Source organism: Gluconobacter aidae, from assembly GCF_009547075.1.
Taxonomy (GTDB): Bacteria; Pseudomonadota; Alphaproteobacteria; order Acetobacterales; family Acetobacteraceae; genus Gluconobacter; species Gluconobacter aidae.
Map to the genome: position 1 here is coordinate 1 of NZ_WIPH01000005.1, position 15982 is coordinate 15982.

General features: G+C 61.7%; 10 protein-coding genes and 1 pseudogene. 5 read left to right on the top strand and 6 right to left on the bottom strand.

The annotated features are described in order from the left end of the window. Positions 1-483 (top strand): annotated as a pseudogene (locus tag GFJ39_RS03690) (hypothetical protein); the annotation flags it as partial. 21 nt (positions 484-504) lie between these two features. On the opposite strand, the gene GFJ39_RS03695 reads toward GFJ39_RS03690, so the two are convergent. The 3 genes from GFJ39_RS03695 to GFJ39_RS03705 are packed head-to-tail and all read right to left on the bottom strand — an operon-like array spanning position 505 to position 6044. Further along, positions 505-3582: an efflux RND transporter permease subunit gene (locus tag GFJ39_RS03695; RefSeq protein ID WP_153429942.1), complete on the bottom strand. Its 3078-nt coding sequence runs from the start codon at positions 3580-3582 to the stop codon at positions 505-507. Between the two features lie 9 nt (positions 3583-3591). Next, on the bottom strand, positions 3592-4755 hold the full coding sequence (locus GFJ39_RS03700; protein WP_153429944.1) for an efflux RND transporter periplasmic adaptor subunit: 1164 nt from the start codon (positions 4753-4755) through the stop codon (positions 3592-3594). After that, positions 4752-6044 carry a TolC family protein gene (locus tag GFJ39_RS03705; RefSeq protein ID WP_228391779.1) on the bottom strand — a complete coding sequence of 431 codons (1293 nt, stop codon included), beginning with the start codon at positions 6042-6044 and terminating at the stop codon, positions 4752-4754. Before GFJ39_RS03705 ends, GFJ39_RS03700 begins: the two co-directional genes overlap by 4 nt. Positions 6045-6225: 181 nt before the next feature. Between GFJ39_RS03705 and GFJ39_RS03710 the strand changes: the two genes are divergently transcribed. Both GFJ39_RS03710 and GFJ39_RS03715 read left to right on the top strand, forming a co-directional pair. Further along, on the top strand, positions 6226-6909 hold the full coding sequence (locus GFJ39_RS03710; protein WP_153429946.1) for a Fe2+-dependent dioxygenase: 684 nt from the start codon (positions 6226-6228) through the stop codon (positions 6907-6909). Between the two features lie 273 nt (positions 6910-7182). Then, on the top strand, positions 7183-8919 hold the full coding sequence (locus GFJ39_RS03715) for a putative bifunctional diguanylate cyclase/phosphodiesterase (RefSeq protein ID WP_325062819.1): 1737 nt from the start codon (positions 7183-7185) through the stop codon (positions 8917-8919). Positions 8920-8948: 29 nt separating this feature from the next. Here GFJ39_RS03715 and GFJ39_RS03720 read toward each other — a convergent pair whose 3' ends face one another. Next, entirely contained in the window at positions 8949-11333 is a 2385-nt protein-coding gene (locus tag GFJ39_RS03720) for a TonB-dependent receptor (protein ID WP_153429948.1), read from the bottom strand. A 216-nt stretch (positions 11334-11549) separates the two neighbouring features. Here GFJ39_RS03720 and GFJ39_RS03725 point away from each other — a divergent pair, with 216 nt between their 5' ends. Then, complete coding sequence (locus tag GFJ39_RS03725) at positions 11550-13895, top strand: TonB-dependent receptor (protein WP_153430100.1); 2346 nt, start codon at positions 11550-11552, stop codon at positions 13893-13895. Between the two features lie 16 nt (positions 13896-13911). On the opposite strand, the gene GFJ39_RS03730 is transcribed toward GFJ39_RS03725, so the two are convergent. Continuing rightward, positions 13912-14565, bottom strand: coding sequence for a TetR/AcrR family transcriptional regulator (locus tag GFJ39_RS03730; protein WP_153429950.1), 654 nt, complete (start codon positions 14563-14565; stop codon positions 13912-13914). 127 nt (positions 14566-14692) lie between these two features. Then, complete coding sequence (locus GFJ39_RS03735; RefSeq protein ID WP_228391780.1) at positions 14693-15184, bottom strand: c-type cytochrome; 492 nt, start codon at positions 15182-15184, stop codon at positions 14693-14695. A 164-nt stretch (positions 15185-15348) separates the two neighbouring features. Between GFJ39_RS03735 and petA the strand changes: the two genes are divergently transcribed. Continuing rightward, a complete protein-coding gene (gene petA / locus GFJ39_RS03740) occupies positions 15349-15981 on the top strand; it encodes a ubiquinol-cytochrome c reductase iron-sulfur subunit (RefSeq protein WP_153429952.1) in 633 nt (210 codons plus the stop codon). Position 15982 lies beyond the last annotated feature (1 nt).

Genomic DNA, 15982 nt, shown 5'->3' on the forward strand with positions numbered 1-15982 from the left:
CTGGAACTTCATATGGCCGGCCTCGCGGGCTGGGGCATCAACCGCTATGGGTCCGTCCTGCTGCCTGATGCCACGCTCAAGGCCAATGGAAGCCCCGATCCGCTCTTCGGCGTCCAGGCCCAGGCCGGCATCATCGCGCATCCCAACCCGCGCATCGACGTCTACGGCTATTTCGGCACGCAGCGCGTCGGCCATTCCTATTTCAACGAAAACGGCAGCTCCTACGGCTACGGCAACCCGGGCTATTCCAACGCGGGCTGTCTGCAGGAACTCTCCACGCTCTCCTGCACAGCCAATACCCGCAGCGTTTCGGAGATCACGATCGGCGGCTGGTGGCGCTTCTTCAAGGGCAAGTTCGGCACCGTGGAAGCGGGCACGCAGCTTGCCTATTCACGGCGGCAGATCTGGTCCGGCATTGGCGGCGATCCGCATACCAGCATGAGCCAGATCTTCTTCGACTTCCGCTATCTGCCCTTCCAGTAAGGGCTTCCGCCCCGGACAGGCTCATCCCCTGTCCGGGGCGCTTTCATTTTCACGGCCAAAGAACCGCGCATACAGCGTCGGCAATACGAACAGCGTCAGCAGCGTGGAGGACACCAGCCCTCCGATCACGACAGACGCCAGGGGCCGCTCCACTTCAGCGCCCGATCCGCCAGAAAACGCCATGGGAAAAAACCCCAGACTGGCCACGGACGCCGTTGCCAGAACCGGCCGCAACCGGCTACGCGCCGCCTGAAACGCCGCATCCGCCGCTGCAAGACCTTCCTGCCGGAAGACCCGGATCTGGCTAACCAGCACCACACCGTTCAGGATCGCCACGCCAAACAGCGCGATGAACCCGATCCCCGCCGCAATGCTGAACGGCAGCCCCCGGAGCGCGAGTACGAAAATCCCCCCCGTCGCCGCCATCGGCAGATTGGCAAAGACCAGCGCCGCCGCCCCGAACGAGCCCAGAGCCGCCACCAGCAGCAGGAAGATCAGTGCCAGCGCAATCGGCACGACAATGAACAGCCGGTGAAGCGCGGATTGCAGGTTCCGGAACTGCCCGGCCCACACCATCCGGTAGCCCTGCGGCATCCTGATTTTCTGCGCCACGGCCTGCTGCGCCGCCGCCACGAACGAACTCACATCCCGCCCACGAATATTGGCCTGCACGATCACCCGGCGATGGATATTGTCCCGATCAATCCGCGATACGCCATCCGACAGCACGATATCCGCCACCTGCGACAGCAGAACCCAGCCCTGCCCGTCCGCCCGGCGCACCTGCAGATGCCCGATCCGGTCTGCCGAACTGACCGCATCCTCCCGCAGACGCACCTGAGTCGGGATGATCGCGCCCTGCACCGTCACCGGCTTGCCGACATGGCCGCCAATAGCCTCAACAACCGTCAGGATATCCGGCACCGACACACCCAGGCGCGCCGCCGCATCGCGGTTCACGTCAATATGCAGGAACGGCACCGTACCGCTTCCCTGCAACGCCACATCCGCCGCGCCCTGCACGCTCCGCAATGTCTCAACCACCTGCCCGGCAATCCGGTTCAGCTCCGACAGGTCATCGCCATAGACCGAAATCGCAAGCTGTGTGCGCACACCAGCCAGCAGATCATCCATCCGCATCTGGATCGGCTGCGACCAGGAATACGCCGCATCCGGCCGCGTCTTTTCCAACACGTCATTGATTTTCGTAACCAGCCCGGCCTGCGTGGACGCCGTCTTCCATTCCTCATGCGGGCGGAGGAAAATGAACGTATCGGTCTCGTTCGTCCCCATCGGATCGGTCGGGATCGCCGCCGTACCCGTACTGCTCACAACCGTCTGCACTTCCGGAAAAGACCGCAGGATTTTCTCTTCCGCCGTCACTCCGTCCAGCACCGTATCAAGCGACGCCCCCGGCAGACGCGTCGAAGTCAGGACCAGCGAGCCTTCCTCAAGCTGCGGCACGAACTCCCCGCCCAGACGCCCGCCGATCAGCACTGCCAGCAAAAACGCCGCCACGGTCACGACCAGAAGCCGCCCGCTGTGATGCTCCGTCCAGCGCAGCGCCGGCTCGTAATACCGCCGCACCGTCCGCACGAATGCGGTCTCCCGGTCGGGCTGGATCTTGCGCATCAGCATCGCCGCAAGCACCGGCACACAGACGAAGCAGTAAGCCAGCGAGGCCAGCAGCGCCATGATGACCGTCTGCGCCATCGGCCGGAACATCTTGCCCTCGATGCCCTGAAGCGTCAGCACCGGCAGATAGACCATGATAATGACGAAAATCGCAAAACTGACCGGCCGCACCACGGCCCTTGCGGCATCCGCCGTCAGCGCAGCAAAGGAGCTTGCCTGCCGACGCTCCCCACGCTCGACCATGATGTGCTCCACCACGACGAGCGAACTGTCCACGATCATCCCGAAATCAATCGCGCCCAGACTCAGTAGATTGGCCGACACGCCAAACAGCCGCATCCCCGCCATCGCCGCCACCAGAGACGCCGGAATGACGGACACGATCACCAGCGCCGCCCGCCAGTCCCCCAGCACGACGACCAGCACGAACAGCACCAGCGCCGCGCCGATCAGCAGGTTTTCCTTGACCGTATGGATCGTCTGTCCCGTCAGGCTCGCCCGGCTGTAGAATGGCTCGAGCGTTACCCCCGGCGGCAGGGACTGCCGGATTGTCGGCAGCACACGCCCGATCGCCGCCAGCGTCGCGTTCGAACTCGCCCCGGTCTGCATCATCACAACGCCAATGACCGCCTCGCCCTGCCCGTCGCGCGTCACGGCCCCAAGCCGCGTCCTCGGCCCGGCGGACACGACACCCATATCCCGCAGCCGGATCACATGACCGCCCGCCCCCAGCTTCACCGGAATGGCGCCGAAATCCGCCAGACTGCCCACCAGTGCGCGGCCGACCACCACGTTCTGCTCGGCATGATGCGCAATCCAGCCCCCGCCGGAGGACGCATTGTTCGTATCGACAGCCTGCACGATCTCGCTGACCGAAACCCCGAACGCCCGCATCCGCGCCGGATCAACCGCCACCTGATACGTCTCGACCGACCCGCCATTGACGTTGACGTCCACAACGCCCGGCACCAGCCGCAACTGCGGCACGACCGTCCAGGTCATGAGCCGGTTCAGTTCCATCAGCGAGAGCCCGGCGCCCCGGATCTGCAACTGCATGATCTCGCCCATGCCCGTCGCCAGCGGCCCCATCGAGACGCTCACGCCCGGCATGGTGATGCTGTCCCGCGCCGCCTGCAACCGCTCCGAAACCCGCGTCCGGTCCAGATCAATATCCGTTGCGTCATCGAACTGCAGATAAACGGCCGAGACACCCGTCCGCGACACGGAGCGCAGATCCGTCACGCCCGGAATACCCGTCAGGCTCGCCTCAACCGGAAAGGTAATGAGCTTCTCGACTTCTTCCGTCGCCAGTCCGGGTGCTGTGACCGACACCATGACCTGTTTGGGCGAAATATCCGGCACTGGCTCGACCGGCAGGCCCGGCACGGTCATCACCCCGCCGATCATCAGCGCAACAAGCAGACCCAGCAGGACAAAACGGTTGGACTGGAAAAAATGCAGCATGAAACCCGGTCAGTCCGTATCCAGCCCGCTGACGAGCGACATGGATTTCAGGGCAAAGCTTCCCTCCGTCACCACAGCATCCCCGGCCTTCAGATTGCCCTGCACGACGACACTCTCATCCGTCGCCAGCCGCACCCGCACCTCGCGCGGCGCATACTGCCCCTCGGCGGTCTGCACATAGACAAGATCATGCCCCTCGATCGTCTGCACCGCATTCGAAGGCACGATCATGCCGTCCACGGCTTCACTGGTTTCAAGCGCCGCATCCAGCATGATCCCCGGCCGCAGAAACGCCACCGGCCGGTCCACGACACACACCACCCGCACCAGCCCCGTTACCGGATCGGCCACACCATCAATCGTCGTAATCTTCGCCCGGAACGGCTCGGCCCGCGCATTGCCTGACGGGCGAACGGTTACAACCCCCCCGGGCACCAGCCGCGACACCTCATCTGGCCGCAGATCCGCGACAATCCACACGCCCGACAGATCCACGACCGTCGCCACAGGCTGCCCCGGCGTCACATCCGACGCCACGGAAGTCTGGATGGACTGCACGACACCCTGCACCGGCGAAATCAGCGTGGACGCCTCATCCTGCACGATCTTTTCTGTCACGGAGGTGAATTCTTCCGTCAGACGATGCTGGATCAGCCCGATATCCGCTTCCCGCGCCACGACCGTACTGCGCGCCTGCTGCACCGCCGCCTGACGCCGCCGCACTTCCCCGGCCGATACCGTGCTGCCCACCAGCGACTGCCCGCGCCGATACGCCAGCTCGGCCTCCCCCAGCGTCGCCTTCGCCGAGGCCAGAGCGGCTTCGTCCTGCTCGAGCTGAAGATGCAGCACGTGAAGGGAATGATCCGTGTAATCAATAAGCGCCTGTCCGGGCACCACACTCTGCCCCGGCGTCACCCGCACAGCTGTGACCTTCCCGTCCCCGCTCGTGCGGATCACCACCGTCCGCGACAGATCCGCGCTCACCCGCGCCAGCGCCGAGACCGTGTCATGCAACGTCCCCTGCCGCACCGTCGCGGTCTGGAGATGCTCACCCTCCCGCGCTTCGGCCCCAAGCGTCAGCGGCTGCATCCAGCCCGGCGCTTCCGCCGCACCCGCACGCGACAGAGCACACAGCGCCACCCCACAGACCAGAAAACGCACAAACCGGCTCATGGAATGGTCCCCGTCGCAATACCCATCCGGATAATCGCCGCATGCCAGGCAATCTCCGCACGGTTCAGATCCAGCAGCGCGCGATACGCATCCATCCGCGCCCGCAGAGCCTCAATCAGCGGCGTTTCACCCACCCGCCAGGAGCGCTCCATCCCATCCGCCCGGCGCAGCATGGAACTCGCCTCGACCCGCGAGTTCGACAGCGATCCCGTCGCCGCGACCAGATGCGCCCGCACCTGCGCCATTTCGTTGCGAACGGCCCGTCGCGCCTCGACTTCCTGTCGCGTCGCCGCCGCCATCCGGTCCCGCGCCGCGGATTCCTGCGGCGTATTCGTCACCGCGCTGGGCAGCGGCACCCGCAGATTGACACCCACCTGCGTATCCCAGGGGCTGTCATACTGCCCCTGATCAATCGCATCGACGCCGATTTCCGGATTGGGCATGAAGCTCTTTCGCGCCAGCTTCATCTGGTTCTGCGCCGCAATCACGGCCTGATGCGTTGCCCGCACCCGCGGATCAACATCCTCGACCCAGCGCGCATCATTGGCCCGCGTCAGCGCCAGCCAGTGCTCATCCGCCTGCGTGATGTCCGGCACACCCGGCAGCCCCGTCAGCGTCCGCAACTGGCTCGCCGTGGTCTCGATCTCCTCGGCCGCCATGTCGGCTTCGCTGCGGGCCTGCGCCAGTTGCGCTTCCACGGCCTGCTGGTCCGACACCGCGATTTCGCCCACATGCCCGGCCCGCTGCACATCCGCTTCGATCCGCCGCAATGCGGCCACCGTTGCCAGAGCCGCCGTCTGCCGGCGCATGGCCATGATCGCAGCCCCGGTCGCATCCACGACACGTACGGCAATGGACATCCGCTCTACATCAAGACGGACCGTCGCGGTCTTCGCCTCGGCCTTCGCCACGTTCTCGGTCGCCGTACCCTGCCCCGGCAGCCACAGCGGCACCGAAACACCGCCCTGCCAGGTAATGTAGCCATGATTGGAACCGCTGATGCGGTCATCATAGTAGTCACCCGTCAGTGTCGGCCCGCCCGCGAACCAGGACTGCGCCGCTTTCGACCGGGCATCGGCCGTATCCTGATTGATTTCCAGTTCGGCCCGCACGGGGTCGATTTTCCAGGCTGCGGCAATCGCGTCATGAATGGACAGCGGCGCCACGAAGCCCCCTTGCGCACGGCCCTGTCCCGCTCCGGCGATACAGGCCGCCATGAGCGCCACGCCGGTCAGCCACCTGCGCGACACCCCCGTCCGGCGCGCAACGAAAAGGGAATGAAATGCCATGTCCGTGTCATCTCCTGCCCCGCCAGTCCTGTCAACGAAAGGAAATAAGACCTTTTGCCGCTACTGTCGGGCATCACACCGGACGCCCCGCCAATTGCTCCCCTTCCCAAACGGCTTTATGACTCCGAGATAAGATTCATTCTCATTTTAAGCCCGTTTTTTTCCTCAAGGCCCGCCGTCCATGCTGATCCATATCCCGAACATCCTCTCCCCCGAAGAAGTCCGCTATTTCCGTGACAGGCTGGAAAGCGCCGAATGGACGGACGGGCGCGTCACCGCGGGAGAACAGTCCGCCAAGGCCAAACTGAACCTCCAGATCTCGCAGGACTCTCCCGAATGCCGCGAACTCGGGGAGTATGTTCTGCGCGCACTAGGCCGGAACCCGACCTTCAACAGCGCCGCCCTGCCCCTGCGCGTCTACCCGCCGCTCTTCAACCGCTACGATACCGGCATGCATTTCGACGCCCATGTCGACAATGCCATCCGCCCCATCCCCGGCACAGGCATGCGCATCCGCACGGACGTTTCTTCCACGCTTTTCCTCACCGGCCCGGAAGACTATGACGGCGGCGAACTCGTTATTCAGGACACCTACGGGACCCAGAGTGTGAAACTCCCCGCCGGAGACATGGTGCTCTATCCCTCGACCAGCCTGCACAGCGTCAGCCGCATCACCCGCGGCAGTCGCTGGGCCTCATTCTTCTGGTCCCAGTCCATGGTCCGCGATGACACGAAACGCCGGCTGCTCTACGACTTCGACTGCTCTATCATCGAAGCCCGCAAATCCCTCCCCGACAGTCATCCTTCCATCCTCGGCCTGACATCAACCTATCATAACCTGCTGCGCCAATGGGCGGAACTATAAGGAAAAGGCGCGTCATTGAGGATTCTGGAGAGGCAGGGCATCCCTCATTCTGGTAAAGAAATCTCCCTCCGCAACAGTCAAAATAAAACTGAAACCTTCAGAAGGAAGAAAGAAAAACTCCGAAACAGACCTTCAAAAATATACCTGAAAACAGCAGGATGTCCTTTTAACGAACGCTTAATTATTCTATGATATTCCTCAGATCTCCTATCGAGAGAGCCAGCCTGGGTGATGGAAAAGCAAGAGGATGATTTCAGGAGAAGCCTGGATTATGTGAAGAACTGGCCTCAGGGCCCCCGCGACGATTTCGTTCTTCATGCCCTGGACTGTTCCGCCATTGTCGCCATTACCGACACCCGCGGCCGCATTCTTTCCGTCAACAGCCGGTTCGAGGAAATCAGCGGCTATACCCGGGACGAGCTCATCGGAAACGACCACCGGATGCTGCGTTCCGGCCAGCATGACCGGAAATTCTTCCGGGAGATGTACCGGACGATCGCCTCAGGCCATGTCTGGCATGGCGAAATCTGCAACCGTCGGCGCGACGGCTCCCTTTACTGGGTCGACACCACGATCGTTCCGCATATTTCGGAAAGCGGAAAGGTCACGAGCTATGTGGCCATCCGCTTTGACATCACGGCGCGCAAACAGGCGGAAAACCACCTGAAATCCAGCCGCCAGAAGCTCCAGAACGCCGTCAATACGGACTTCCTGACCAAGATTTCCAACCGCCTGCATTTCTCCCATACCCTCCGCAAGACACTGCGCAAAAGTACGGCGGCCCATATCTGCCTGGCCCTGCTCGACATTGACACGTTCAAAACGATCAACGACACCTCGGGACACGATTCCGGGGACCGGCTGTTGCGCAAGGTCGCCGAGAAGCTTCAGCCTTTCCAGAGCAACTCCTGCTTCATCGCCCGCATCGGAGGTGATGAATTTGCCATCCTCATGACGGGCGACTGCCCGACGCTGTTCGAAAAAACACTGCGCGAAATTCACGAGCAGATGCGTTTCAGCTTCCGCAACCGCACTATGACCCATGCCTGCACCGTCAGCATCGGCTACGTCCGCGTCCTCCTGGTCGATGCGCGAGAAAAAGCCCTGCTTAAATGCGCCGATCTCGCGCTCTATGCCGCCAAGACCAGCGGCAGGAACCGTATCCGGGAATATCATCCCGTCATGGAAGAGAAACTGGACCATGCCGCCCGCCTGCGCAGGCGGGTCCAGACCGGACTGCGCAACCAGAGCATCGCGGTCTTTTACCAGCCCATCTTTTCCCTGAGCACGCCCGGCAATATTTCCTTCGAGGCTCTGCTGCACTGGGACCATCCGCAGCACCGCGTCCTCTCGCCACAGCATTTCCCCGAAGTCTTTGAAGACCCCCGCCTGACGCTGACGCTGAACACCTTCGTCACGCGGCAGGTCATGCAGGACATGCGCAAGCTGCGCGAGCAAAACATCCGCTTCGAACGCATCGCCATCAACATCACGTCCTGCGATTTCGAGGGCAGCGATTTCTTCCGGAAAGTCGCTCTCCTTGCCGAGGAAATGAATATCCCGCTCACTTCCCTCGCGCTCGAAATCACCGAGAACATTTTCTCGCGCCCACATCACAGGCAGATCGAACAGGAACTCGACACCCTTCACCGCCAGGGCATCCAGATCTCCCTTGATGATTTCGGGACGGGATTTGCATCTCTGACACATCTTAAGACCATCACGTTCGATGCGGTGAAGATCAACCGGGCCTTCGTGGCCGGTCTGGAACGTCATGGAACGGATGCCGCGATCATCAGGGGCGTAATCGACATTGTCCACAGCCTCGGGCGCAAGGTCGTGGCCGAGGGGATCGGAAACGCCACACAGATCCGCGCGCTTCTGGAGATGGAGTGCGATTTCGTACAGGGAGATTTTCTGTGCGAGGCCGTACCGGTCATGGACATCCCGGCCGCCCTAGAAAAGATCCGCTACCAGGCGTTGCTGTCGCCGGTAGCGGGACCAGCCTGACGGATCGGACGATCCGCCAGGAGCCGACGTCAGAAACGCTGGTCAATTCCCGTGAGAATCGTCCGGCGCAGACCGTACTGTGGTGCCCCTACACCGATGCCGCTACCATCACGCAGCAGATAGGTCCGATCGAACAGGTTTGTCACGTCCAGACGCAACTGCGTGCGCTTGAGGAATGGAACGTGGAACAGGTTGTTGAACGACTGGACGAGTGACAGGTTGAACGTCGCATATTGCGGCACGGAAGCCCCGTTAGGCGTCGCACCATCGGCCCGCAGACCACTGCCATAAACCATCGTGGCAGACAGACGCAGCGGGTGGCCAGTCTTGTGGAAGAAGGAATAGCTTCCACCAGCAGAGGCGGTCCAGCGCTGATCGTGATCCAGATGGATCCAGTGCTTGCTGGTATAAGCGAGATCGTCGGGATCGAAGTTCCACTGGGCCGTAGTGATGTCCTTGCCAATGGCACGCGACCACGCGAAATTGCCATACACGCTGAACGCACCACGGGTGTAGTCTGTGGCAAATTCGTAACCATTGACCTGCCCGCGACGATAGTTGAACGCCGACAGAATGACCGGAGAGCCGAACTGCCCTTCGTCGATCATGTTCTTGGCGAGCTTCACATACGCATCGAACGACGCATGCCAGCCCGGCAGAATGGTCTGTGAGAAGCCTGCATCAAAGTAATGATCGCGCTCGGCCTTCACATTGCTGTTCAGGAACGTCCCCGGAGCCGCGGATGTATTGACGAACTTGTTCAGCGACGTGCCACCCACCAGTTCGAACGGCGGCGGCGTGAAGTAACGCGAATAACCCGCATGGAACGTACCACCGCGCCAGGGCTTGTAGACAATGTTCAGACGCGGGCTGACCTGCTTGGCATGGGTATATTCATCCACACCATCAAACCGCAGACCGTAATTGATCGTCAGGTTCTTCAGCGGGCGCCATTCGTCCTGCACATACAGACCGTACATCCAGCCTGTCCGGCCTGTGCCGTCATGGATGGTGAGCGGGTTGTCGGAATAGACCGCATTGCCATCAGCATCTTCGCCGCTCTGGGGGTAAACGGTCGAATCCGATTTGGAAGTGTTCCGTTCCACATAGATCTGATAGCCGAAGCGAACCGTATGGTCCTTCGCGGCCTGCCAGGTCGCATCCGTCTGCGTTCCGGTCGAAAAGACCGAACGCGCCGCACGCTGGGCAATGCCGTTATAGATCAGATCGCCCAGCGGATCGGGCGAATAACGCAGGGAACTGTAACGCATGACGGCGGACGTCTGGAAACTCAGCCTGCCCATGTCTTTCTGAAGGGACAGAATACCGAAATCCGTGATTTCCTTCTGATGCTCGTTCAGGCTGGAACTGTCACCGTTGCCATACAGCTTCTGGGACAGATCACTGTTGGCAAAGGACGGATTGGCGAACTGACGCTGCTGTCCCGGATTGTTGGGAAGCTGGTATTCCGCATTGGACACGCCGGCGGTGAAGCTGATCCGAGTGTTCTCGTCCACCGTGTAACGGGCATGGCCCAGGAAGTGATACTGATTTGTCAGATCGTGGATTGCGTTGAAGCTCGACGTGGTGTTTTCGATACCGACACGGTTGTGCACGAAATCACCCGTCGCAAACCAGTCCCATTTGCCATGATGGCCGCCAAACTGCGCGGATGGGAAGAAATAGTCACGTGCACCACCATAGATCGAAACGTCCCCCCCGGCATCGGAATAGCCGTTCTTCGTTGTGATATCGATCACACCGGCCTGAAGGAAACCGTACTCGCTCGGAAGGGCACCTGTCGTCAGCGACATGGAATGGGCAAAGCGCGTCATGAGCGTCTGTCCGAAAACGCTCATGCCCTCAGGAAGCGCCACCCCATCGAGACGGAACTGAACTTCGTTATGATCGCCACGAATATGGATCTGGCCGTAGCTGTCCTGTGCAACGCCGGGGGCCTGAAGCAGCAGAGTGTTCAAACCCGCGTTATCGCCTCCGGGATTCGTCTCGATGGCCTCTCGCGAAAAGCTGTACGTCGTTGCGCCGGTCGAAGGCTGAAGTGCCGCCCGCGCGCGTTCGAGATGCGCGTTGACGCTGACATTGTCTTCACCGAGGCGGCTGACTTCGGTAGTCGTCGTTCCATGTTCATTATCGGAATGGCCAAATCCTGCGCGCCCCACGGTGTCAGCGCTGTCTTCGAGCGGTCCCGAAGCTGATCCAGAAACCGGCCCTGCCGCCCGCGTGGCCGCGGGTTTAGGCGCGGCCACGCGGATGCCTGCCCTAGCCACCGTCGTTTTTGTCGGGGATGCGGGCGTGGCCGTCTCCGTCATGGTCTGGGCAAACGCCGGACCGGCCAGGGCAGTGGTGCACCCCAGTAGCAGAACAAAGGAACGCGCGGACACGAAGGATGGCATGAAACCCCCGGCTAAGGATGAAATGTGGCGATGAAGAGAGATCGGACGGCGTGGCATCCGGATCAGTCCGATCTTTTATGATGTTATATCATAACAGTTCAAGGGGTTTTACGCCTTCGACCAGCTCTATTATAAGCAGGCCTGTCCCAATCGGTTTGCGGTGTGTCTTTCAGGCACGATTCCGCTTCTCGTTTCTTTCTGGAAGCTCCTGTGACCCTGCCGCTTCGAAAGGCGCTTTTCCTGAGCGCCACCCTCCTTGGGCCTTCCCTTTCCGCCGCATCCGGCGCCGCCGCGGTACCACATACGAAACATACGGGAGCGCGGACCGGACATTTCGTGACACCAAAACAGTCCTCCCCGTCTGCCCGGCCAGTCCCGCACAGACCTGCGCGCGCATCTGCGCCGCATGATCTTCAGTCACGTGACGCCGAAACGATTGCCGTCACGGCCCGGCGGACGGACTTCGCCTTTGTCGCCGCCCAGCATCTTCCGGATGCCGACACGCGCCTGACCGCCGACCGCCTGACGCAGCGTGGCGTCGTGACGCTACGGGATCTGGAGCGCGTTGCGCCAAACCTGACAATCCAGTCCATCAATGGCACGGCCTCGACCAATTTCTATCTGCGTGGCGTCGGCTTCAACGACTTCACGCAGAACAACATTCCAACCGTCATGACCTATTTCGATGACGTTCCTTTCGCCTTTTCAACCATGGCAAGCGGGCTGATGTTCGATCTGGCGGACGCCACCGTCACTCCCGGTCCCGTCGGCACCACGCACGGCCAGTCCGACACGGGCGGCGAAGTCCGCTTCCGCACCGCTGATCCGACCAGCACCCTGCATTATGGGGCCAGCCAGGACATTGCCTCCTACGCTCGCAGCCGCAGCGAGGCCTATATTTCCGGCCCGATCGCCAGGGGGCTGGATTTCCGTCTGGCCGGACAGATCCGCCAGGGCGGCGGCTGGCAGACCGACCCGCAGAACGGCGCCCATCTGGGCGACGCGGATTCCTATGCCCTGCGTGGCAAACTGCGCTGGCATTCGGATGACAACCGCACCACGATCCTGCTCTCCGGCCATTTCGTGCAGGACAACAGCCAGGTCGTCACAAGCCAGGCCGTCCACCGCCTGATCGGCACGAGTGGCCTGCCCCGGCTCGGCCAGACACAGGCCGAATGGTCCGTCCGTCCGCAATTCGCCAACCTGATCGGACGCCCGGAAAGCCTCAAACCCAGCGAACACAACCAGTTCTGGGGCTGGGACCTGCATATGGACCATGATTTCGGGTTCGCGAAAGTCACATCCGTCACGGCCTTCGAGACCGAGCGGCAGGGCGAATATACCGATCAGGACGGCACGTCCCGCTCCGAAGCCGACACCTACCGCACCATCAGCGCCAACGCCTTCACGCAGGAACTGCGTCTGGGTTCCAGCAATCCCGATAACCGCCTGCAATGGGTGGTCGGCGCGTTCTACCAGCGCAGCCGCATGAAACAGCGCTTCTTCTTCGATTACACGGACTATGCGGCGCGCGGTTACATGATGGCGACGTCTTTTTCCATGAATCAGGAAAGCACGTCCGAATTCGGGCATATCAGCTATCGCCTGCCGCATAACGTGACGTTGTTTGCCGGGCTGCTGCACGAAATCGACGACCGCAGCCTGCCGGGCCTGACGTCGGAAATCTTCGGCGGAAAGACGACTGAGTTTCATGGCGAGAGCACGGCCTCGGCGCAGTTCGCAGGTCAGGTCGGAGTGTCATGGCAGGCCACGAAAAACACGCTCGTCTATTACAAGATGAGCAAGGGCTTCAAACCCGGCGGCTTCAGCGCCAACAACACCCAGATCCAGGCGCAGCTCGATCCGTTCGGCCCTGAGACGGTGCTGACCTACGAACTCGGCTTCAAGAGCGACCCGATCCCCAATGTCCTGCGTCTGAACGGTGCCGCCTTCTATAACGATTTTCATAACCAGCAGGTCGTGGGCACGGTTCTGATCCCGAATTACGGACCGCTGAGCGAAATCACGAACGTCCCCAAATCCGAAAGCTGGGGCTTTGAAGGGACGATTGAACTTCATCCCATACGCCATGTCTTCATAACGCAGAATATCGGCTGGCAGCGAGGCAATTATCAGGATTTCCTGAACGTCAACCGGGCAGCGACCAATGCCGCCTATGCCAAAACGGGCGTCTGGCGCGCTATTACGAACAACTTCGCCGGCGTGGATAACGGGCAGCCCAAACTGACCCTGAACGGTCAGGCCGAATGGCGGCAGCCCCTCACATCAGCCCTCGGGCTGGATATCGGCCCGGACTGGTCATATCGCGGCAGCCAGGCCATCGCCGTCGGCGGCACCGGCTTTTATCGCCTGCCACCCTATTTCCTGCTCGGCGCCCATGCGACCCTGCGTCCCTCATCGGGGAAATGGGAAGCCACGGTCTACGCCTCGAACCTGCTCAACCGCAGCTTTTTCGAAAGCGGCGGCATGGCGACAACAACCTATTTCTACATCCCCGGACCGCCACGATTCATCGGAGGCCGCGTCTCGTACGGCTTCTGAGCGCTGCCGGAACGGATCAGCCGGAAATCAGGCTGTGAGCGAGAGAGCGGATTTCCTTAAGGGTGCGCGCCGCATCCATGGGCTCGCGCCCCAGAAGATTCATGGCCCGGAAATGGATCGTGCTGAGCAGCATGTCCAGGACCGTGTCGGGATGCTGGTAGAAGACCTTCTCGCCTCGCCGACTTGCCCGCTCAAAAAAAAGCGCCATCTGCGCCCGCGCCGGCACCACGCTCACTTCCCATAAAACCTGACCGAATTCGGGGTCATGCACAGCCTCACCCAGCAGAGTGCCGTAAGTGCGGCCCAGAGGAGTATCCAGAAACCGGATACGCGCCGCGATCAGTTCATCCACATCTCCCGTGAAGCTGCCTGTATCAATCTGCGGGGTCAGATCGTCACGCCACAGACGGATCGCATCAAAAAACATGGCCTGTTTCGTCGGCCAGCGACGATAGACCGTCGCGGTCGACACTCCGGCGGCCTTGGCGACGCGGCTGATGGTGAGGCCCTGATAGCCCTCTTCCACGAGCACCTGCGCGATCGCCGCAAGGATATTATCCTTGAGCCTCAGATTGACCGGCCGGCCCGGTGCGCGGGTAGCCGTCCGGTCCCGAGTGGGAACGTGGATGTTCTTGAGCGGTAAAGTATGCGGCACTATGGTCTGTGACATGGTCGTTCCCCTCTCTGGCCATTTCACCGGCTGGCATCACGTGGAATGAACGCAGCTAGTCAGATATGGACCCGCCGTTACAAGACGCATTTACGTTTGTTTGGTAACAAAATATGTCCGTTTTCCGTCAGGGGATCACGTGAGCCGTCTGAAGAGCGGCCCTTTTCGCCTGGACCGCGGCAGCATCCATTGGTGCGGCCCTGACGGAGGCCACATCCTGGGCGGATATCCCCCCGGTCGCCGCGCTGTTACCCAGAGTGCTGACATAGGCCAGGACGGCTGCGATATCCTCATCCGACAGCGCACGGAATGAAGGCATGAATCCCTTGTAGGACTGTCCGTCCACCGTGATCGGACCATGCAGCCCGTTCAGCAGAACCGCCGCCAGATACGCTTTTCCGTCCGGGTTGCCCGCAATCTGCCCGACCCGCCCCGCAAGCGGGGGGAAAGTCCCCGGACGCCCCGCGCCCGCAGGTCCGTGACACATCGCGCATTTTCCCCGGTACAGCGCCGCCCCATCCGCCGCTATAGCCCTGGGGGCCATACCGGAAAACGCCATGAGCGACATCAGGCCCAGAAGAGCCGCAGGCATGATCCTGAAACGGGATTTCGATGTCATGTCCGGGGCCCTTCCGCGGTTCGCGTCGTTACATCACTTCGGAAAACACTAGCTCCCAAACGCTCCGAAAGCTACCGCACACCGCCTTTCTCGAAAGCGCAAAGACGCCTATCCTGCTGTCATCTTTCCTGCCGGGCAGCCGGCGCAGCCGGCAGAGGTTCCGCATGACCCAGAGCGAGACGCCCCCTTCTTCGGATGGCACCAGACGGCGAGATCTGCTGGCCACCGGGACCGTGGTGCTCGGTTGCGCGGGGGCCTGCGCTCTGGCCGTACCCTTTGTCGAGAGCCTGAAAAACCCGGTGGCAAATCCCCTGTCCGACCGGCTGCTGGACGTTGATCTGTCGTCTCTCACGCCCGGGCAGGACATGAGCGTGCGCTGGCGGGACTGGCCTGTTTTCATCCAGCGCCGCACACCCCAGATGCTGGCCGCGCTTCAGGCTCCGGACCATCTGGCCACCCTGCGGGACGCGGACTCGAAAGTCCTTCAGCAGCCAAAGGACGCGACGAACTGGCACCGTTCGGTCCGTCCGGAATATGGCGTGCTGATCGGAGTCTGCACCCATCTCGGCTGCGTGCCCTCTTTCGAAAAACCCGGCTCCACGCCGGAAGCGAAGGGGGGATATTTCTGCCCCTGTCACGGATCACACTTCGACGCGGCCGGCCGTGTCGCACGCCGCGCACCCGCGCCCTGCAATCTGCCGGTGCCGCCCGTGACGTTCCTTTCCGACACGAAACTCCGCATCGGCCACAGCGCGGGTGATCCGGGCTTCAGCATGTCCGACATCCAGCAGATCTGAA